The 20,843-nt window shown below is 35.6% G+C and carries 16 protein-coding genes; 12 read left to right on the top strand and 4 right to left on the bottom strand.

Translation table 11 applies throughout. The features are described from left to right. The first annotated feature begins 55 nt into the window (after positions 1–55). Positions 56–1,822, top strand: coding sequence for an ABC transporter ATP-binding protein (locus JNL75_04250; protein ID MBL7789028.1), 1,767 nt, complete (start codon positions 56–58; stop codon positions 1,820–1,822). A 3-nt stretch (positions 1,823–1,825) separates the two neighbouring features. On the opposite strand, the gene JNL75_04245 is transcribed toward JNL75_04250, so the two are convergent. The 4 genes from JNL75_04245 to JNL75_04230 are packed head-to-tail and all read right to left on the bottom strand — an operon-like array spanning position 1,826 to position 5,236. Then, a complete protein-coding gene (locus tag JNL75_04245) occupies positions 1,826–2,443 on the bottom strand; it encodes a hypothetical protein (protein ID MBL7789027.1) in 618 nt (205 codons plus the stop codon). Beyond that, a complete protein-coding gene (locus tag JNL75_04240) occupies positions 2,440–2,964 on the bottom strand; it encodes a GNAT family N-acetyltransferase (GenBank protein MBL7789026.1) in 525 nt (174 codons plus the stop codon). The genes JNL75_04245 and JNL75_04240 overlap by 4 nt, the downstream gene beginning before the upstream one ends. Next, complete coding sequence (locus JNL75_04235; protein MBL7789025.1) at positions 2,951–4,756, bottom strand: tetratricopeptide repeat protein; 1,806 nt, start codon at positions 4,754–4,756, stop codon at positions 2,951–2,953. Before JNL75_04235 ends, JNL75_04240 begins: the two co-directional genes overlap by 14 nt. 33 nt (positions 4,757–4,789) lie before the next feature. Continuing rightward, positions 4,790–5,236 (bottom strand): hypothetical protein, encoded by a 447-nt coding sequence (locus JNL75_04230; GenBank protein ID MBL7789024.1) that lies wholly within the window; start codon positions 5,234–5,236, stop codon positions 4,790–4,792. 60 nt (positions 5,237–5,296) lie between these two features. Here JNL75_04230 and JNL75_04225 point away from each other — a divergent pair, with 60 nt between their 5' ends. The 11 genes from JNL75_04225 to JNL75_04175 all read left to right on the top strand — a co-directional run bounded on the left by JNL75_04225 (position 5,297) and on the right by JNL75_04175 (position 20,836). Further along, on the top strand, positions 5,297–8,986 hold the full coding sequence (locus JNL75_04225; protein ID MBL7789023.1) for a hypothetical protein: 3,690 nt from the start codon (positions 5,297–5,299) through the stop codon (positions 8,984–8,986). Positions 8,987–9,088: 102 nt separating this feature from the next. Further along, entirely contained in the window at positions 9,089–10,885 is a 1,797-nt protein-coding gene (locus JNL75_04220; protein ID MBL7789022.1) for an FAD-dependent oxidoreductase, read from the top strand. A 26-nt stretch (positions 10,886–10,911) separates the two neighbouring features. Further along, entirely contained in the window at positions 10,912–11,103 is a 192-nt protein-coding gene (locus JNL75_04215; GenBank protein ID MBL7789021.1) for a hypothetical protein, read from the top strand. Then, the gene (locus JNL75_04210) at positions 11,091–11,387 is read left to right on the top strand and encodes a type II toxin-antitoxin system RelE/ParE family toxin (GenBank protein MBL7789020.1); all 297 of its coding nucleotides are present in this window, start codon (positions 11,091–11,093) and stop codon (positions 11,385–11,387) included. The genes JNL75_04215 and JNL75_04210 overlap by 13 nt, the downstream gene beginning before the upstream one ends. Positions 11,388–11,397: 10 nt before the next feature. Next, a complete protein-coding gene (locus JNL75_04205; GenBank protein MBL7789019.1) occupies positions 11,398–13,203 on the top strand; it encodes a 2-oxoacid:acceptor oxidoreductase subunit alpha in 1,806 nt (601 codons plus the stop codon). Between the two features lie 144 nt (positions 13,204–13,347). After that, positions 13,348–14,436, top strand: coding sequence for a metallophosphoesterase (locus tag JNL75_04200; GenBank protein MBL7789018.1), 1,089 nt, complete (start codon positions 13,348–13,350; stop codon positions 14,434–14,436). Beyond that, a complete protein-coding gene (locus JNL75_04195; protein MBL7789017.1) occupies positions 14,429–17,962 on the top strand; it encodes a hypothetical protein in 3,534 nt (1,177 codons plus the stop codon). Before JNL75_04200 ends, JNL75_04195 begins: the two co-directional genes overlap by 8 nt. Before the next feature lie 93 nt (positions 17,963–18,055). Beyond that, on the top strand, positions 18,056–18,238 hold the full coding sequence (locus tag JNL75_04190) for a hypothetical protein (protein MBL7789016.1): 183 nt from the start codon (positions 18,056–18,058) through the stop codon (positions 18,236–18,238). Continuing rightward, positions 18,226–18,528 carry a type II toxin-antitoxin system RelE/ParE family toxin gene (locus JNL75_04185; GenBank protein MBL7789015.1) on the top strand — a complete coding sequence of 101 codons (303 nt, stop codon included), beginning with the start codon at positions 18,226–18,228 and terminating at the stop codon, positions 18,526–18,528. Before JNL75_04190 ends, JNL75_04185 begins: the two co-directional genes overlap by 13 nt. Before the next feature lie 17 nt (positions 18,529–18,545). Further along, positions 18,546–19,598 (top strand): 2-oxoacid:ferredoxin oxidoreductase subunit beta, encoded by a 1,053-nt coding sequence (locus tag JNL75_04180; GenBank protein MBL7789014.1) that lies wholly within the window; start codon positions 18,546–18,548, stop codon positions 19,596–19,598. 44 nt (positions 19,599–19,642) lie between these two features. Further along, complete coding sequence (locus JNL75_04175) at positions 19,643–20,836, top strand: hypothetical protein (protein MBL7789013.1); 1,194 nt, start codon at positions 19,643–19,645, stop codon at positions 20,834–20,836. Positions 20,837–20,843: the final 7 nt, after the last annotated feature.

The following is a 20,843-nucleotide window of genomic DNA, read 5'->3' as shown; positions in this document are numbered from 1 at the left end:
TGAGTCTTAGTGTCTTCGTGGCAAAAAAACTATTTAAAATTAAAAATTGAATGAAATGCAAGAATTAGAATTTAACCAAGATAAAACGATATTTCCTTTTCTCAAACGAATGTTTGTCTATGTATGGACCTACGAGAGAAATAAATTTATACTCATGCTCATAGCGGCAGGTATCGTAGGTTTTATAGATTCTCTTTATCCCTATTTGTTTTCGCAGTTTATCAATGATTGCTTGGTGAATAATAACAAAAGTAATGCTAGTCTTGCGAATCCCTGTCTTCAGAAGTATCTATGGTATCTAGCGGCTATGATAGTAGCAACCTGTAGTTTTGTATTTTTATTTATTTATGCAGCTGGCACTATCTCTGAGCGCACTATTTTTAATATGCGCAAGCAACTTTTTGAAAAATTGCAATTTATGACTTTTTCTTACTTTGATAAAAACTCAGCGGGTTGGTTGCTGAGTAGAATTTCATCGGATACCGATAGAGTATCAGAGGTCATTTCTTGGGGACTCATAGGCATGGCATGGGCTATCGTATCTATCGTCTTTAGCATAGGTATCATGCTGAGCACACATTTCCTTATGGGTTTAATGATTTTACTTTCTATACCTGTTATGATTTATCTCAGTAGTCAAATTCGCAAACTCATACTGAAATATTCAAGACTGAGTAGAAAAATAAATAGCGAAATGGTGGGGCTTATCAACGAGCATATTCATGGAGTAGAACTTAATAAAATTTTGTCGAACGAAGACAAGGCGGTGCAAATTTTCCAATCCAAAGCCATAGAACATCGCAAAGCTTCGTATAAATCCGCTTTCTATTCAGCTGCGTTTTTTCCAATTATCATAATTGTAGGAAATATCGCTGCAGCAAGTGTTTTAGGCTATGGAGTTGTAGATATTATCAAGCTCCAATCAGGATTGACTATCGGTGCACTCTCAGCATTTTTCATTTATTCTATTCAAATATTTGAACCTATATCGGATATATCCAACTATTATTCCATAGCGCAAAATAGCTTGAGTGCTGGAGAACGAATTTTCAATTTGTTGGATGATAGTATAGAAAAAGGCCATGAAAATTTTTTGAATGATTTTACAACTATTCGAGGAGAAATACGATTAGACCATATTCATTTTGCTTACAATGATGAAAAGAAAGTTCTTTCAGATTTTAATTTACACATAGCACCTGGTGAACAGATAGCCCTTGTGGGACCTACAGGTGAGGGTAAATCAACTATAGCTTCTATCTTAGCTCAGTTATATAAACCACAAGAAGGCAAACTGTATGTCGATGAGCAAGATGTATCAAAAATGTCTTTATCTAGTTTTAGACACCATGTAGGGATAGTGCTTCAGCAGCCTCATGTGTTTTCTGGTACGATAGCAGATAATGTTCGCTATGGAAATAAAAAAATCTCCAATGAAAAAGTGAAAGAAATTTTCGAATGGATGGGCTGTGATGATTTGGCTAATAGAATAGAAGAAATTCTGCAACCAGATGGAATCAATCTATCTATTGGTGAAAAGCAGTTAATAGCTATTGCAAGAGTATTTGCTTACGATCCTAAAATTTTGATACTCGACGAAGCTACTTCTTCTATAGATTCTATCACAGAACAAAAATTGCAAAAAGCGGTTAAGCAAGTTCTCAAAGGAAGAACATCAATTGTAATCGCTCATAGATTGTCTACCATCATAGAAAGCGATAGAATATTGTATATTCAAAATGGGCAAATCATAGAACAAGGAAGTCATCAAGAACTCATGACTAAGAAAGGAGTATATTGGAAATTGCATCAGGTTGCGTAGAGATTAAATAGTCCACCCTTTATTTTCCATTACTTTTTTACAGCTCGAACAAAATCCTTTTTCTTCGTCTAGGGGATTCTCGCCTGAGGCATCGCGCATATAGCATGTTTTTTCTGGACAATGCGGAAGACCTTGAGTATGTCCTAGTTCGTGAATAGAGACTTTGTAGAGTTGTTCTTCGAGTTTAGATTTATCTAATCTATAGGTGGAAACTACACAAACATTGCCTGGACTATGCGCCAGACCCATAATACCCCAGTCCTTGATGAGTTTTTTCGTAACGCTGATGTCGCGATGCGTCATGAGTATTAGGATGGTGTCCACACCATATCGATAACGATAATAATTCAAAATACTATCCGCTCGATAGCGGTCTCGTGGTTGATAATAGGCTACGGATGGTAAGTTTATATTCTGCAATAATCGCGAAGATGGAAAGTTTTTTTTGAGATTGGCGAGATTCTTCTTCGCAAGGCCTCGATTAAAGTCTCCAAGAGGTTGAATGATAAGAACTCTTGGTTTCGATACAACAAATTGTACGGTTCTCTTAATATCTTTTGGAACTAAAAATAGGATCAAACAAATAACAACAACAAAAATTGAGACGATTAATTTTCTCAAGACATTATATTTTTTTTATACATAATATAATTCGGATTCGAATGGCGATTGGAAATTTTAAAATCCTTATGGTCTATGATTTCAAAACCATTTTTTTGATAAAACTTAATCGCACGGTGATTCTCTATCCATGTATATAACCATATTCCTTTTTGATTATTTTGTTTTGCTATTTCTAAATTAAAATCAAAGAGAACTTGTCCGAGTTTTTTGTCCAAGGATTTTTCATCAATATAAATTCTATCTAGTTTAGCTAAGGGTTGGTCGAAAACTTTTGGATAGTTGGTCTCTAGACTTATCTTGGAATATCCTACCAATATATTCTCATCGTACAAAAAATGAAAATAGGTATTCTTGTCTTCTAATTCGGAGCGAAGTCTATTCAAAGAATAGGCATAGCGAAGATAGGTGTCGATATCTTTAGAGTCTGCACTATGCCCATGAGACTGTACAAAGGTGGATTTGGATAAGGCTGCAAGTGATTCCAAATCAATGGCAGATATCTGTTTAATCGTTATCAATTCCAATATATTTTTCTACAAAATACATGTTGATCTCTCCTTTATTCTTAGCTTCAATTTTACCTCTATAATGGCATTCAAATTTTTCTTTGACAATAGAATAGGTCGTTTCACTGATGTTTATTTTACCCGGCTCACTGGATGACTCCATTCGCGAAGCTAGATTCACGGCATCACCCCAAATATCGTAAGCAAATTTTTTAATTCCTACGATACCAGCTACCACATTTCCAGTATGCACACCGATGCGTATTTCGAAAAAAGTTTCTCCTTTAGCTTGTTTTTCTTCTTTTCGATTATGAATGAAATCTCTAATCTCTATAGCCGCTCGTATGACATCTTCTGCATGATTTACACTAGGAATGGGCAAGCCACCTGCACACATGTAGGCATCGCCAATGGTCTTTATTTTTTCAATGTTGTACTTTTCAATTATTTTGTCAAAAGCTCTAAAACAAAAATCAATTTCCTCAACCAATTCATGGGGAGATAGTTTTTCACTCACTTGAGTAAAACCTTTAAAATCCGTAAATAAAATTGTGACGGAATCAAAAGCCTTGGCATCTGAACTACCTTTTTGTTTTAACTCTTCCGCTACTTCTTCTGGTAAAATGTTTAATAAAAGCTCATCGCTCCTCTTTTTTTCCTTTTTTATTTTATTTCTTTGAAAGAAAAATATACTCGCAAAAACTAGCATTATCAGTCCTCCCAATGATGAGAAATATATCAACTGACGCTGCTTTGCTAATTCGACTTCCTTAACTTTTTCTAGTTGTTTTTTCTCAGTGGCACGCAATTCAGCGTCTTGTTCTGAGGAGAAAAGAGAGTCTTTTAGTTGTATAGATTCAGAAAATAGCTGGTATGCTTTTTTATAATTGTTCTTGAAGGCATACGTTTTGCCTAATTCTTTTTTTACCAAGATTAAATCGCTATTATCATCGCATTTTATGCAGTAGTCAATGGATAAATTTCCATAATGAATCGAACTGTCTAGATAGACATTTCGCTTCGCTGGATATTGCTGAGACATTTCTCTATAAGCTACTGAAATACTTCCATATTCTGTGGCTAAACCATAAATGTCATTCAATTCCTTTTCAATAACAAGAGCTTTAAAATGAAAATCTAGTGCCTTTCTGTATTCACCCATTTCTTGATAGATACTTCCCGAATTTGAGTTAGCATAGGCGAAAATAGTTTTATTGTTTTTTTTCTGAGCTAGCTCTATTGCCTTTTGATAATAAAAAAGAGCCTCTTTGTTTTTATATGTAGAGCTATAAATTAAGCCCATTGCATTGTATTGAGAAATCAATAAATCAAAATCCTTCGTTTTCAAACCAAGCTGAATAGATTTTTGACAATATTCGAGCGCACGCTGATAATCATTTAAATGTAAATAAATATAGCCAAGATTGCTAAATACTTTGGCTGTTAGAACATCATCATTTAACTCTTCCATTTTTTCCTGGGCAATAAAGTTCATTTTTAAAGCCTTATTGTATTCACCTTTTCTCGTTAGACAGACAGATTGATTGAGCAAAGAAATAACTTCTTCTGAACTCCAGTTTATATCCTTAGCTCGATTGAAGGCTAGTTGGGCATATATTATGCCTGAATCAGGATTTACTACAATATAACTAGATGATAATGAGTTGTATAATTTTACAAAACTTGAATCTGACCTATTTTTTTTTAATTCTACATGCAAGGAATCAATTAATAAACGACCTTCTAATTGTGCGGTTGATACCAAAAATTGTATTAAAAGTAAACCAAGGAGAGCCGCTCGCATAATAAACACATTCTTATATGTAGGGAAACTATATCAATTCGGCTTCAAGGCTAATTTATAAGCAATCCATGCCATAGGAAAATATGCACCAACTAAATCTACGACATTGAACCACATGGGTGATACAGGGTATAAAACTATCACCATATAAAGACCTCCGAGAAAGAATAAAGTCGCTACTAGATTAGACAATAATTTATGCTTAGATAGTGCAATTTTACATGCAACAACACTACCTACTAAAGTACCAACTGCATGCGCAGTAAATGGAACAAGATAGTGAATAGGTTGCAGCAGGTGTATGGTTGATTTGAAAAGTTCAATAGTAGCATGACTATACCCTGGAGGATTAGGAATCAACAGTGGTCCATACTTTACAATAAAGCCGTTGGTCAATGCCCCTATGATACAGCCAAGAACTATTGAACATATATTTCGGAATTTGACATTTTGTTTGATGAAGTTTAAAATCTTTTCCATTTATTTAATTTGTTATAACAAATCTAATACTAATCGCTAAAAAGCCAATATTTTTGTAATATGCAGTCTCAAGGTTCATTTCCTATTAAAATTATTACACAATATCTGTGTTTGATTTTTTCCATTATTTGGTCTATTCAATTCGATGCCCAGCCAAATAAAAGCCACGGAGCTGCAAACAAAATGTTACACTGGGGCAAACTTCTAAAAAACCATCCATATAATCGTTCGCCGAGAGAGATTAAAAAGATTATGAAAATGCCAAAAAAAGATAGACCAGATTTAGCATATGAACAAGATTATTTGATGACCATGGATCCTAATTTAGGACATGTACCTTATGAGAGAAAGGTTTTAGCAAATCTGGCAGTAGATGAAATGCTCAGCAGACCTAGGCATAAAGCTGCTATATCAGGTGTGACATGGCAGGAACGTGGCCCCAATAATGTAGGGGGACGCACGAGGGCTATTGCATTTGATCCCAATGATGGTACGAATAAAAAAGTTTGGGCTGCCGGTGTAGGAGGAGGATTATGGTATACCAATGATATAACCGTAGCGTCACCCACCTGGGTGCATGTAGATGGGTTTTGGGATAATATAGCCATTTCCTGTATTGCATTTAATCCAAGCAATACTCAGGAAATCTATGTGGGAACCGGTGAAGGGTTCTTCAATGGTGGAGCTCAGCGAGGTGGAGGTATTTGGAAATCATCAAATGGAGGAACTACATGGGCATTATTAGGCTCTACAGCCCCAGGAGCATATAATAGCGGTAGTCATTTTCAGTATGTCAATAAAATTGTCATCAAAAATAATGGACATATTTTTGCAGCGACAAGAGGTTTTTATATTAATACTGGGGGTATTATGCGTTCTACGGATGGTGGAGCCACATGGTCTAGAGTTCAAGCTGTGTATACAGGGGCAGGTACACTTTATGATAGGGCAGCTGACATCGAAATAGCCTCAAACGGTGACTTGTATGCATCTTTTGGCATTTTTTCTCAGGGAAAAGTATTTAAATCTACGAATGCTAATAATGGAAATGCAGGCACATGGTCAGACATAAGCTCTAATATTGGCACTTTAAATTCCTCAACAAGAATTGAGCTAGCTTGTGCACCAGCAGATTCGAATGTATTATATGCTGTAGCTAGAGTTGGTAACGGAAATACAGATGTAGATTTTTTAAAAAAATCAATTAACGGAGGCACTACATGGACAAATTGTGCTATTCCACTGATGGTAGATGGCTCAGGAAGTCATTTTACTCGAGGACAAGCTTGGTATGATTTGATTTTAGCTGTACATCCTACTAATCCATGGATAGTAATCGCAGGGGGAATTGATTTACATAGAACACTAGATAGCGGGGCTACATGGACGGGTATTTCACATTGGTATGGCGGATTTTCTAAACCTTATGTTCATGCCGATCAGCATGGTATGGTCTTCAGACCCGGCAATTCCAATGAAGTACTCTTGAGTCATGATGGCGGAGTTACTCTCTCTACTAATGCTGGGAACTCAGGCTCAACTCCTAGTTTTGCAGATAAAAACACAGGATATAATGTAACGCAATTTTATGCTTGTGCTGCTCAAAACTCTGTAAATAGTCATTATTTTTTGGCAGGGGCACAAGACAATGGTAGTCAAAAGTTCACAAGTCCTCAGGTGGGATCCGTCTCTGAAGTCACAGGTGGCGATGGTGCCTTTTGTCATATAGACCAGGATAACCCTACATATCAAATGACCGCATATACGTACAATGTGATCTATCGTTCACTGAATGGCGGAACCACTTTCCCCAACATAGTAAATGAAGATGGAGTAGGGCATTTTATCAATCCTTCTGACTATGATGACACTCGAAACATTTTGTATTCAGCAGCAGGCAATAATACGATAAAGCGTGTATCCAATATTACAGGCAGTGTAACAAATAGTAACCTTTCGGTTAGTGTTGGTACTGCTAAGATTTCCGCTTTAAAGGTGAGTCCATACAATGATGTAGTCTTCCTTGGTATTGAAAATGGAAGAGTATATAAATATGTGAATGCAAGTACAGCTACTCCTACCCTTACCCGTATAGATACCTTTACATCTAATGCTGGATGGGTTTCATCTATCGATGTAGGGGCGAGTGATGATTCTATTCTTATAACCTTCTCAAATTATGGTGTCACTTCTGTCTGGGAAACTACCAATGGTGGGGTTACATGGAGAAATAAAGAAGGCAATTTACCTGATATGCCTATTCGCTGGGCTTTATACAATCCTGATAATAGAAATCAAGTAGTGGTAGCTACTGAATTAGGTGTATGGAGTACAGATAATTTTGGCACAGGAACAGCTAGTACACCAGTATGGGGAGTAAGTAGTATAGGATTGGCTCACACAAGATGTGATATGCTCCAATATAGAGCTGCGGATAAAATGCTTGTAGTAGCTACTCATGGTAGGGGACTATTTACCAGTGATATTTTTGTAACTACACGTGTAGCTGATTTTGCATATAGTCCTTATAGGAGTTGCACAGGGAGTCTTACCGTAAATTTCACAGACGGTAGTCTGAGGCCAAATGGTTTATGGGCCTGGGATGTCAACAATGATGGTATTACCGATTATACAACTCGAAATCCTACACATACTTATATTGCACCTGGGCTATATACAGTAAAACTTAGAATAAATGGTACAGACTCTTTGACCAAAAACAACATTATTCTTGTATCCAGTGTCGGACTGACTGCGAATACTGGATGTACCGTAGCTGCGAATAGCAATAATGGAAACGGAGGCGATGTAGGGATAAGAAATGTAACCTTAGGTACTATTAACAATACAACCTTGTCCAACAATGGGCATTACCAAGATTTTACATGTTCCGCATATACCATATTACTTCCTAATACTACCTATGCTTTGCAAGTAACGACTGGTATATTCAATAATGAAGCAGTGAGAGCTTATATTGATTACAATAACAACAACAATCTAGATGCAGGAGAATCTCTAGGAATTATAACTGCAAATATGAATGGAACCAATACTTTAAATTTTACAACCCCAACAATAGCATCGGGAGTTGTTCTGAATACCCCACTTAGACTAAGAGTGTTGTCCAAATTTAATTCTAGCCCAACTGGTCCTTGCGATGTAGGCACTTTTGGTCAAGCAGAAGACTATACCATTTATATGAAGGCTAACTTAAATCCTCTGCCCGTAAGATTGGTAGATTTCCATTCGAAATGTGAACTTGGCGTAGCTAGATTAAATTGGAGAACAGCTTCCGAAGAGAATAATGAAAAATTTATTGTCGAAAGGTCAAAAGATGGACAGCAATTTGAAACTGTAGGAGAAGAAGCTGGAAAAGGCACTAGTCAGGAGATGAATAATTATTCTTTCGAGGATAGAAATGCTTTCTATGGCACCACCTATTATCGGTTAAAGCAAGTTGATTTTGATGGACAATTCGAATATTCAAAAATCATAGTGAGTAAATGTGTAGATAAAATGAATTTGACTATCTATCCTAATCCAACAAATAATCTAGTTCAAATTAAAGGATTTGGCGCGCATGCGATGATTTCAGTTGTTAATAGTTTTGGAATCACAGTCTTAAAAAGAGAAATAAAAGACAATTCTTGTGATATAGAACTTGGACATTTGACTAATGGACTTTATAACATATTAATTAGCAATGATGATGAAAAGATCATTCGACGAGTTGTTTTAAGTAAGTAAGTAGTTTCTCTAAACAACTGTTTTAGTTTAATTAATTTAAAATTTTATTCTTAGTTAATTTAGAATAATACCTTATTTTCGCTACACTTAAAATCGTATCATTTGAAACCGACTAATATTCAAGATCCAGAGTATTTTCATAAAGTAGTGGACTGTCAATATGCCTGCCCTGCGCATACGCCCGTTCCTGAATATATTCGCTTAATCGCTCAAGAGCGATATACAGAAGCCTATATGATCAATTGGGATTCCAATGTATTCCCTGGTGTCCTTGGTCGCACTTGTGACAGACCTTGTGAGCCGGCTTGTCGCCGAGGGAGAGTAGAAGAAGAACCCGTAGCTATTTGTAGATTGAAACGTGTAGCTGCTGACAATAAATCTAAAGATGATGTGAAGGCACTGATGCCACAAGGACCTTTCAAACCCAACGGTAAAAAAGTGGCTCTTATAGGTGCTGGTCCTGCTTCACTCACTGTGGCGAGAGATTTAGCCCCAATAGGCTATGAAATACATCTTTATGATGAACAAAAACTAGGTGGTGGTTTCATGCGTTCACAAATACCATCTTTCCGATTGCCAGAAGAAGTGCTGAATGATGAGGTAAATTATATTTTAGATTTAGGTATTCATACACATTTCAACCAATATGTTTCTTCTCTCAAAGAAATTTTAGATAAAGACTATGATGCTGTATTTGTGGGTTCTGGTGCACCCAAAGGCAGAGATTTGAACGTACCTGGTCGCCAAGAAGGCGATGCTAATATTCATATCGGTATTAATTGGTTAGCATCGGTAGCCTTTGAGCATACCAGTAAAATTGGCAAGAAAGTAATCGTACTCGGAGGTGGAAATACGGCTATGGATTGCTGTCGCACTGCTCGAAGACTAGGTGGAGAAGAAGTGAAGGTTTGTGTTCGCTCGCCATTTAGCGAAATGAAAGCATCTCCATGGGAAAAAGAAGATGCTATACATGAAGATATTCCTATTCTAGATAATCATGTTCCATTAGAATTTGTCATCAAGGATGGAAAACTAGCTGGAATGATGTTTGACAAAGTAGAAGCTATAAAGGATGAAAATGGAAAACGAAAATTGGTATCTACTGGAGAGCCTCTTATTTTTATAGAAGCCGATGATGTATTGATAGCGATAGGTCAGGAAAATTCATTCCCATGGATCGAGCGAGATTTAGGATTAGATTTCGATGAGTGGGGTATGCCCAAGGTAGATGAATTAACCTATGCATCGACACACCCAAGGGTATTTTTCGGTGGAGATGCTGCTTTCGGACCTAAAAATGTGATAACAGCCGTAGCCCAAGGTCATCAGGGTGCTATCTCTATTGACTTGGCATGTCAAGGTAAACCCTTAATGGATAGACCTGACCCTATGGTCAATCTGCATAGTATGAAAATGGGTATTCACGAATGGGCTTATGATAGCCAGGTAACAACCGACAAGCGATATATTGTCCCAATGGCAGAAAAGAAAAAAGCACTCTCTGATAGAAAATTAGAAGTTGAATTGGGATTTGATGGCTTGACAGGATATAAGGAAGCAGAGCGCTGCCTAAATTGCGATGTGCAAACGGTGTTTACTGAAGATAAATGTATAGAGTGCGATGCCTGTGTGGATATTTGTCCTACCATGTGTATCACATTTACTGAGCCAGAAGAAGATGAACATGTCATGCGTCAAAAGCTGACTATGCCAGCTAACAATTTGACTCAGGATTTGTATGTGTCTGCAGAGTTGAAAACCAAACGCGTGATGGTAAAAGATGAAAATGTATGCCTACACTGCGGCCTATGTGCCGAGCGCTGTCCGACTTCGGCATGGGACATGCAGAAGTTTTTGTATAACACGACCAAGGCGCATACGGCGTGTGGAGAATTATAATTTATCAAATATTAAATTGAGACAATATGATTGAAATTAGTAAAGTGAAAAAAAATCTAGAGATATTAGAATTAGAGCGAAAAGAAATAGAAGTAGAAGATCTTATTGAAAGAATTTTAATATTAGATAAATTAGATCGATCGAATAAACAATCAGAATCTGGAGGTATAACAAGTCATGAAATTTTGAAAAAAGAAGTTGTTGAATGGTTCAAATAAATTGGACAGACGATGCAAAGCTAGATTTAAAGAATATTTTTGAATTTATTTCGAAGGAGAGCAATTATTATGCAGAACTATCTATAGTTCGTATTATAGAAAGAGTTGAAATTTTACAAAACAATCCCGAAATTGGAAAAGTGATAAGAGAATTGAATAATCCAAAATTTAGAGAAATTTTATATAATCATTACAGGATAATGTATAAAGTAATATCAGAGAGTCAAGTTGATATTTTAAATATCTTTCATTCTTCTAGAAATTTCGAGTCAAACTTTGAATAATATATTAAAAATGAACATTAACGATTTCGTAGTCCGCTTTGCCAATGTGAATGGAACAGGTTCTGCTTCGGCAAACTTCCTTTTTACCAAAGCGATTTTCAGAATGGGAGTTCCTGTTACTCCTAAAAATATTTTCCCATCCAATATTCAGGGTTTACCTACTTGGTATGAAGTACGGGTGAGTGAAAAAGGCTATCTCGGAAGAAGGGAAGGTATCGACCTTATGGTAGCAGTCAATCCTCAAAGCTTTGCACAGGATGTTGCCAGCGTGAAATCAGGCGGCTATTTTCTCTATGATAGCACTAAAAAATTGAGCAAAGAGTTTCTGCGCAGCGATATCAATTATATTGAAATCCCTTTGATGCAAATCAGTAATGACAATTATAGCGATCCAAGACAGAGACAATTGTTTAAAAATATAATTTATGTCGGTGCATTGTGTGAGTTATTGAAAATAGAGTTCAATGTTTTTGAGGAGTTATTTGCAGAACAGTTCAAGGGGAAAGAAAAATTGATACCACTCAATGTTAATGCTCTGAATTTAGGTATCAATTATATCAAAGAACATTATCCAAATCCACTAACGATGAAAGTGGAGCGAAGAGATTTATTAAAAGATAAAATCTTAGCGGAAGGCAATGCTGCCTGCGCACTGGGAGCTGTCTATGCAGGAGCTACATTTGCTGCATGGTATCCGATTACGCCCTCTACCTCTGTTATAGATGGCTTTGCGGATTATTGCAAGCAGTTCAGAATAGATAAAGAAACAGGGCGTAAAAATTATGCGATTGTACAGGCGGAAGATGAATTGGCAGCCATGGGTATGGTGCTCGGTGGTATGTGGAATGGAGCGCGTTCATTTACCTCTACGAGTGGACCTGGACTCTCTTTGATGAACGAATTTTTAGGTCTAGCTTATTTCGCAGAAATACCAGCAGTATTGATTGATGTGCAGCGCACAGGGCCGAGTACAGGTATGCCTACGCGCACACAACAATCCGATGTATTAGAGGCAGCTTATGCTTCGCACGGAGATACTCGTCATGTTTTACTGTTCCCAGCTTCTCCTAAGGAGTGTTTCGAAATGACAGCGGATGCTTTTGATTTAGCGGAGCAGTTGCAGACACCTATTATTATGCTGACGGATTTAGATCTAGGGATGAATGATCATATTTCAGATCCTTATGAATGGAATGATTTGCGTCAGTACAAGCGAGGAAAAGTGTTGACGGCAGAGGATTTAGACAATGTGGAGAAATGGGGGCGATACTTGGATAAGGATGGCGATGGTGTGCCTTACAGAACTATTCCGGGTACACATCCTGAAAAAGGTTCTTACTTTACAAGAGGAAGTTCTCATACTGAGTACGCTGCCTATACAGAGAGCTCAGATGAATACCGAAAAGGCATGGAGCGTCTGATGAAAAAATGGGAAACAGCGAAAACCTTAGTTCCATCGTCTGTCGTTTATCCTTCCAAAAAGAAATCGGATATTGGTATTATCTTCTTCGGCACTTCGACCTATTCGGCAGAAGAGGCTATGGATATGTTAGCTGATAAAGGCATTCATGTGGATGCGCTAAGGCTGAGAGCATTTCCATTTGATAAAGCGTTTGAAGATTTTGTGTCCTCTCACAAACAAATCTTTGTCATCGAACAAAACCGCGATGCACAGCTTCGTAGTCTTATGATGATAGAACTCGGTACGGAAGCATCCAAACTTCACTCTGTACTGAACTTCGATGGGATGCCAATAACGGCGGATTTTATTTTTAATCAGATAGCTTCTAGTTTCAAGACGCAGGTGGCTAGCTAGTTTATATTTATGTTATTAATTTGGATACCCTTTATTATCTTCTTTATCTATTGGATAATAAAAAAGAAACCGTTTAAGAAGAAAGTGTACCACTTTCCAAAATCAAAGTATAAGATTGAACTGTAAAACTCTCATATTCTTTTAATGCGTATTGTCCATCTTTCTGATATACATTTAAGCTCATCAAACATTGAAGATTTAGAAATTTTTTATCTAGAAAGTTTAATAACAGATCTCATGAAAGTTAATCGAGAAAAGTCAATTGATTGTATTGTTATAACTGGAGATATTTTGGACAAGGGAGGGATTTCTTTACTTGAAATGCAAAAATTTAACACTTATACAAATGCCTACTTCATATTTGAAGACGTATTCATAAAACCGATTATTGAAAAGGTAGGATTAAGGAGAGAAAACATTATTTGTATTTCTGGCAATCATGATATTATAAGAAAGGAGATTAATGAAGTCGAGGAAGCAGGTCTCATTAGTATAATAAAATCAACTAAGGCTGCAAATGACTTCTCAAATAAAGTACAGACAGAAAATGATTATGTATATTTAAAACGACAAAAGAGTTTTCTAGAATATGAAGAGTTTATTCATTCTAAAGACGCTCGATACATTATATCTAAGTTTGAGTCAAAATTCATTTATGAAAAAGATTATAAGATTGGAATTGGACTAATAAATGATTCTTGGCGTTGCTCGTCAAATCTTAAAAAAGAGAATCATTTTATTGGCACGCATCAATTATTTAATTGTTTAAATCATTTTCATAAAAATTCCTGTGAATATATTCTTTTAGCGATACATCACCCTATTAACAAGATTAATGATGAGGAATATGATGAAATCGAACATATATTGTATAGCAGGGATTTTAATACTATACTATTACATGGGGATGTTCATAAACCTAAGACTGTAGAAATGAATAACGGAAACAAAAAATACTTGAATGTTACATCAAGAGTTGCCTTTAATGATCCTAATGAGTTAGAGACCAATTATCAGCCAGGCTATTATATTATTGATCTGGAAGGTAACGATGTTATAGTTACTAAAAAGAAGTACATGAAGAACAACTATTGTTTTGAATTTGACATGGAAGATGGGAGATCAGAGATTATATTTCAAAACTACAGAATTAATTATTTAAATAATGTAGATGATCTACGTTTAGATATAAATAGCTTCATTCCACCAAATTTGCTAACAGAGTATGAATAGAATAGAGCGAATTGTAGAACTTGATAATAATAATAAATCTTCTAATGGAAAGAACTTAAAGTCACTTAAGACATCACTAATTGATTATGATAAGATTGCACTTCTAGGAGATCCAGGAATAGGTAAAACAAATGAGCTTTATGCTACGGCGAAAGAATTGTGGGAGACAAAGAAGGAAACTGGTATCATCCCGATTTTTATAGACCTAAAGGATTATATATATTCAAAACCTTTTGAGAGTTTAATCAAATATTCTGACTGGAAGAAGTTTTCCCAACTTGTGTTTTTTATAGATGGATTAGATGAAGTAGAACGAATCATTGAATTTAAAAAACAGTTAGAAAGATTTATTGAGGAAAACCCAAAACACAAGTATGTTATTAGTTGCCGAACCAATATTTATGATAAATATTTAATTAATTTAACAGGCTTCAAAATAGCAAGCCTGCCTGAGTTGACCTATTCTCAGGCATTAAAAGTATTGAATAATGAACTTAGTAAGGAACAAGTAGCTGAAATTCCGAATAACGATATTATTGATAAACCATTTTTTAAGACCCCATTCTTCCTTAAACTTTATATTCATTTTATAAAAGATCAGAATAAAATACCAACTAATGAGGCAGATTTATGGAATAAATATGTAGAAAAGTCTTTAACTAGACACAAAAAGAAAATTGAAAGTAAGTATGAACTAAATATCGAAAAACTTAAAGCAGATTCTAAAAAAATGTGTCTTGCACTAGAGCTATCCATGAAGAACACATTTAATGGTGATGAAATATATAGTATAATAAGGGATTCAAATTTAAATTTCCAAGAGAGCCCTTTTATATACAGACGCGAGGATAATAGTTTTGCATTTAACCATAAACAAATCCAAGAGTATTTTGCAGCACTGAGTTTGCTCGATTTAGGTTTTCAATCTTTTCTTTCGCTCCTAAAAATTCCCGAAGCAGATAAAATCAAACCCTCTTTGATGAATACTTTAGGGTTTCTGCTGAATCTGGTGGAAAAGGAAAGTTCGAATTATAAGGAATTGGTTGATTGGTTGTTAACTTATGAACCTGAACTTTTATTTGATATCGAAGTTGATCGATTGGAGAAGGATTTGAGGCTTCAAGTTTTCAAGAGATACTATAGCAAAGAATTCGTTGAAAAAGAACTATTTACTCACTATGAAGAATTAAGAAAACTCGGCAGATTCGCCAACTTTCCTGAAACTTTCGATTATCTTTTTGAGATATTAAGGGATGAGAAACAATACAATGAGAATGTAAGAAAAAATGCCTTAAATCTCTTGGCATATATTGATATCCCTCCTTCTCAAGAGGAAGCTGTCAAAGATTCCTTAATATATCTAATAAAATGCAATATTGACAGACTAAATGAATGGTCTCATATATTTACATATATAGGTAAAACCAAGCTTAAAGAAGACAGGGATTTTGTTAATGAAATTCTTGAGATATATTACAATAATATTTCTGAAGATTTTGGACATTACTTATCGGAAGTCATCTTTAATGTTGACGATAAAGATTGTTATATAAAATTTTTAGAGTCCGAGTTTAGTTATTACCTTGGTGGCAAAGAGAGAAGAAGAGAAACTAGTGTTTACTATTCAAATATGGGTCTGGATTTGATGGCAACTATGCTTAATTCAGAAAACACTTTGAGAATTTTGCCCTACTTTCTAAGTTATAATTCCAACAACTATCTCAGAACATCAGCGGAGCAATTTTTTAAACGATTGGAAGAATATATCAATACAAAGGAAGATTATCTGCATAAGGTACTTGATGTCTATATCGAAACTAAAGCCTATGAGCATGAGTTTCTAAACGATGGAATTTTATATTTGACTATTCAACATTCTGGAAAGGTGATGGAAAGTATAGACTACCTGCATAAGAAGTACGACCTATCTCAGTTTTCGGACTTAATCGCAAAATGGATAACCCGTGAGACCGTAGAGAGAATAATTGAAGTAGTGTTTGATAATCAGTATAAGAAAGAAGACCAACTCAGATTTTATTATCACATTGGCTTTAAAGATGATGGATATGTGATTTTTAAAATGATAGAAGACAAGGCCGTTGAAATTGAACCAAAGATAGAAAGAAGAAAAAATCCGGCACAGTTACAAGAAATAGAATTAAAATTAAAGGAATTTAAGCAAAGTGAGTTCAATAAACTTTTTAATGCTTCTCTAATTTCAGAAGAGGTTGAGTCGTTTTTCTCTGACAATAATATTGAAAATCTATCATCTGAGATATTTTATAAAATAGAGAGAGAAGAATCGGAAAAGGGTAATCATGACCAGTATGAATGGCAGATAAGAAGCAGTAAAGCATTTAGACAAGTGATAACTAATATTCTAAGATATTATAGACAGCACTCATTTGCTAAGAATGAAGTTTTATATATAGTAGAATCAGAAAAAATACTATATTTCGTAATTAAAGATATTTGGGAGAAGAATCAATGGATAGTATTTTCGGATAGCCAGAAAGAATGGATTCAGTCAAAAACTGCTGAATTGACTGATATAAATTCACCGAAATATGAAAAACTGGATATACAAAATGGCACCTATACTTATTGTTTATTAAGTATAGTATATTTCTACAGAAAAGACATAGTGGAATTGGATAGTCAGTATAAATACGATTTATTGAAAATATCTATTCCTAATGAGGTTGATTCCGATATTTCTCTCTTCGATTTTATTGAAATTGAGGATTCGGTTGAATTTAGAAAGCAAGTTATAGTCAATATGCTTGAGGATAAAGTTAAAGATAAGTTAGCACTAGAATCTCATATAAACTACTGCATAACCAATAAAATCAGTGAGACTTTTCCCAACATTGAAGACCATATTCTTAAACTTAATATATACCGCTACAATGATACCGTTCGAGCATATTACAATATTGAAAAGAATGATGAATTTCTAATAAAGTGTATTGAGGTTGATGATTTGAAATATGTTGCCTTAAACATCCTCGTTGAAAATAGAGACAATTTTCCAAAGGTTTATGAGGAGTGTGTAAAATTGAAAAACAGCAAAAGTTCTTATGACTTTGAATTGGCAGTTAAACTATTATTTCAAATGAATCATAAAGATGCGTTTAAAAGTCTTATTGATTTTTCAAACAATTATAACAATGGAAAAGCTCCGAGTTTTACTCAGTACAATAATGCTATAGGTGATTACAATAACATGGATGCAATAAGTGATTTTATAGAAATATTGGTATTAGCAGACCCAGATAAAAGAGAGCCGTTTTCTGTTTTTAGAACCTTACATAATGTTTATATAAATAATACTTGTACTGAGAAAAACAACTTAGATAGAATATGTTCCATTTTGGATAGTATTATTAATGAAAGAAAAGCAAAAGGCTTGTCTGTTTTTTATTTTAGTCAACTGATAGAGCATGCAAATAATGTTTATTTGAATGAGCTGAACAAGCCTATGACATTTAGTGATGCTAAAAAATTGGTGGAAGAATTGTTGTGATGTAAAAAAAATCTTATATTTACCCTTGATTGTGCAATGATTTATTTTCTATAAATGACCTATCTGAATCTTATATTTTAAACTTTAACAACCATGCTAGAAAAGGAAAGAGTGTTAAATACAATAAACGAATTGCCCAATCAGTTTACGATGGACGAGTTGTTTGAGCGACTGAGCTTTATAGAAAGTGTTGAGCGCGGCTTAAAGGATGCAGATAATGGAAAGGTCACTTCGGATGAGGATTTTGAAGAAATCATGGAAGAATGGTTAAAATAGTTTGGACGGATGAGGCTATGAAAAATATGTTAGACATACATGACTATATCGTCCATAGAGGAAGTAAATTTTATGCTGCTCAGACATTAAGGAAAATTAAATCTCATGTTAAAGTACTTTCAAAATACATTCGAATAGGAAAGATCGTACCAGAATTTAATGCTGAAAACATCAGAGAATTAATTGAAGGAAATTATAGAATTGTTTATAGAGTAAAAGATGATGAATTGGCAGAGATAATATCAGTATATCACAGCTATAGAGATATGAATAAATTAAACGTAAAATAAATATAAATCAACTTGTCATGACCTACGTTAAACCCAAATTTCGACACCCAGAATTACCTAAGAATAAACTAGGCTATACTTTAGATTATTACGAAGGTTCACTATCTACACTCTGTGCTGGGTGTGGACATGATAGTATCAGTGGCGCTATTATTCGTGCTTGCTTTGAAGCGAATATCGAGCCGCATAAAGTAGCTAAGATGTCTGGTATCGGCTGTTCGAGTAAGACACCCGCTTATTTCCTGAGCAATTCCCACGGATTTAATTCGGTGCATGGTCGCATGCCTTCTGTAGCTACAGGAGCGAATATGGCGAATCGCGATTTGATATACTTTGGTGTTTCTGGCGATGGAGATACCGCAAGTATTGGTATGGGACAGTTTGTCCATGTGATACGCCGAAATCTGAACATGGTCTATCTCGTGATGAATAATGGCTGCTATGGCTTAACCAAAGGTCAAGATTCTGCTACAGCAGACTGTGGATCGAAAAATAAGTCAGGCAATGTCAATTTGTTTGAAGGAATAGATCTAGTGAGTTTAGGAATAGAACTCGGTGCTGGATTTGTGGCACAGAGTTTTTCTGGAGATAAAGCTCAGTTGGTTCCCCTTATCAAAGCAGCGATGAAGCACCCTGGATTTGCCTTAATCAATGTGGTTTCCCCTTGTGTTACGTTTAATAACAATGTGGGCTCAACCAAGTCTTATGACTATATCCGCGAACATATTGAGGCGACTTCTACCTTTGACTTTGTGCCGGAAATGACAGAGATTAAAACAGAATATTCAGAGGGAGAAACCAAGCAAATAGCCATGCATGATGGTAGCTTAATTCAGTTGAATAAACTAACCAAAGACTGGGATCCCACCAATAGAAGTTCGGCTATGAATGCTATGCTGTATGCTAAGGAAAATAATGAATTTTTAACCGGCTTAATTTATATCAATCCTGATAGTGTCGAGACACATGAGTTGATTCAAACCAGCAAAACACCGCTCAATCAGCTTAGTCAGAATATTCTCTGTCCAGGGAATAAAGCCTTGGCAGATATTAATGCAGAACTGAGATAGAATTTTTTACAATATTTGACGTTTAATATTACAATCTTTCACGAATGAAAAGTATAAAAAATTATTGTTACGGTTTAGTTTTCATACTGAGCTTTATTTTGGTACAATGCTCCAAAGATAGTTCGAATAATAGTGGGCAATCTTACCCAAATGTTGAAGCGGCATTTGGCACTAATATCAATTTGTCGAGTTTAGCGAATTATGCTGGACAGGCTAAACCCAGTTATATCACCAAAGATAATACTGGTGCGAATGCTATAACCAATGCCAAGGCAACCCTAGGTAGGGTTTTATTTTATGACAAAAAACTCAGTATAGATAGCACGGTGGCCTGTGCCAGTTGTCATATTCAGAGATTTGCTTTCGGCGATACTGCTGTAGCTAGTCGAGGAGTATCGGGTGGGATCACTGGTCGTCATTCTATGCGTCTTGTCAATGCACGCTATGCTGCTGAGACTAAATTTTTCTGGGATGAACGAGCCGCAACCTTGGAACAGCAAACAACAAAACCTATTCAAGATCATGCTGAAATGGGCTTTAGCGGTCAGTCTGGAAGACCAGTCCTTAATGACTTATTGACACGACTTGGCGCGATAGGCTATTATCAAGAGCTATTCCAATTCGTATATGGTGATAAAAATATTACAGAAGCTAGATTGCAGGAATGTTTAGCCCAGTTCGTACGCAGTATCCAATCTTTTGATTCCAAATATGATGAAGGAAGAGTACAGGTCACAGCAGATAATCAGACATTCCCAAATTTTACAGCACAAGAAAATATGGGTAAAAATTTATTTCTATCACCTCCTGTATTCGATGCGAATAGCAACAGAACTGGAGGAGGGTTAGGTTGTGCTGGTTGTCATGGTGCACCCGAATTTGATATAGCCCCTAATTCTGGCAACAATGGTATCATAGGAAAGCTAAATGCTGCGGGCTTTGATTTAACTAATACTCGAGCACCATCCCTGCGAGATATAGCGGATATAAACGGGAATCCTAATGGCCCTATGATGCATACTGGAGTTATTACTACACTTCAAGCTGCTATAGGCCACTATGGCACAATTAACGCAGCCGCTAATAATACTAATCTTGACCCTAAATTAAAGCCGAACGGTATAGGTCAAAAATTGAATCTTAATGCCCAAGAGGTCAACGCGGTTATAGCATTCCTTAAAACGCTGTCAGGTAAAAATATTTATACTGATGCCAAATGGAGTGATCCTTTTAAGTAGCTTTAAG

This window comes from Chitinophagales bacterium (assembly GCA_016787225.1).
Classification (GTDB): domain Bacteria; phylum Bacteroidota; class Bacteroidia; order Chitinophagales; family JADJOU01; genus CHPMRC01.
This window is presented reverse-complemented; position numbering and strand designations above follow the sequence as displayed.

Coding starts and splice junctions, on each gene's coding strand:
- JNL75_04250 (MBL7789028.1), top strand. CDS start 56: ATGCAAGAATTAGAATTTAACCAAGATAAAACGATATTTCCTTTTCTC.
- JNL75_04235 (MBL7789025.1), bottom strand. CDS start 4,756: ATGCGAGCGGCTCTCCTTGGTTTACTTTTAATACAATTTTTGGTATCA.
- JNL75_04230 (MBL7789024.1), bottom strand. CDS start 5,236: ATGGAAAAGATTTTAAACTTCATCAAACAAAATGTCAAATTCCGAAAT.
- JNL75_04225 (MBL7789023.1), top strand. CDS start 5,297: ATGCAGTCTCAAGGTTCATTTCCTATTAAAATTATTACACAATATCTG.
- JNL75_04215 (MBL7789021.1), top strand. CDS start 10,912: ATGATTGAAATTAGTAAAGTGAAAAAAAATCTAGAGATATTAGAATTA.
- JNL75_04210 (MBL7789020.1), top strand. CDS start 11,091: ATGGTTCAAATAAATTGGACAGACGATGCAAAGCTAGATTTAAAGAAT.
- JNL75_04205 (MBL7789019.1), top strand. CDS start 11,398: ATGAACATTAACGATTTCGTAGTCCGCTTTGCCAATGTGAATGGAACA.
- JNL75_04200 (MBL7789018.1), top strand. CDS start 13,348: ATGCGTATTGTCCATCTTTCTGATATACATTTAAGCTCATCAAACATT.
- JNL75_04195 (MBL7789017.1), top strand. CDS start 14,429: ATGAATAGAATAGAGCGAATTGTAGAACTTGATAATAATAATAAATCT.
- JNL75_04190 (MBL7789016.1), top strand. CDS start 18,056: ATGCTAGAAAAGGAAAGAGTGTTAAATACAATAAACGAATTGCCCAAT.
- JNL75_04185 (MBL7789015.1), top strand. CDS start 18,226: ATGGTTAAAATAGTTTGGACGGATGAGGCTATGAAAAATATGTTAGAC.
- JNL75_04180 (MBL7789014.1), top strand. CDS start 18,546: ATGACCTACGTTAAACCCAAATTTCGACACCCAGAATTACCTAAGAAT.
- JNL75_04175 (MBL7789013.1), top strand. CDS start 19,643: ATGAAAAGTATAAAAAATTATTGTTACGGTTTAGTTTTCATACTGAGC.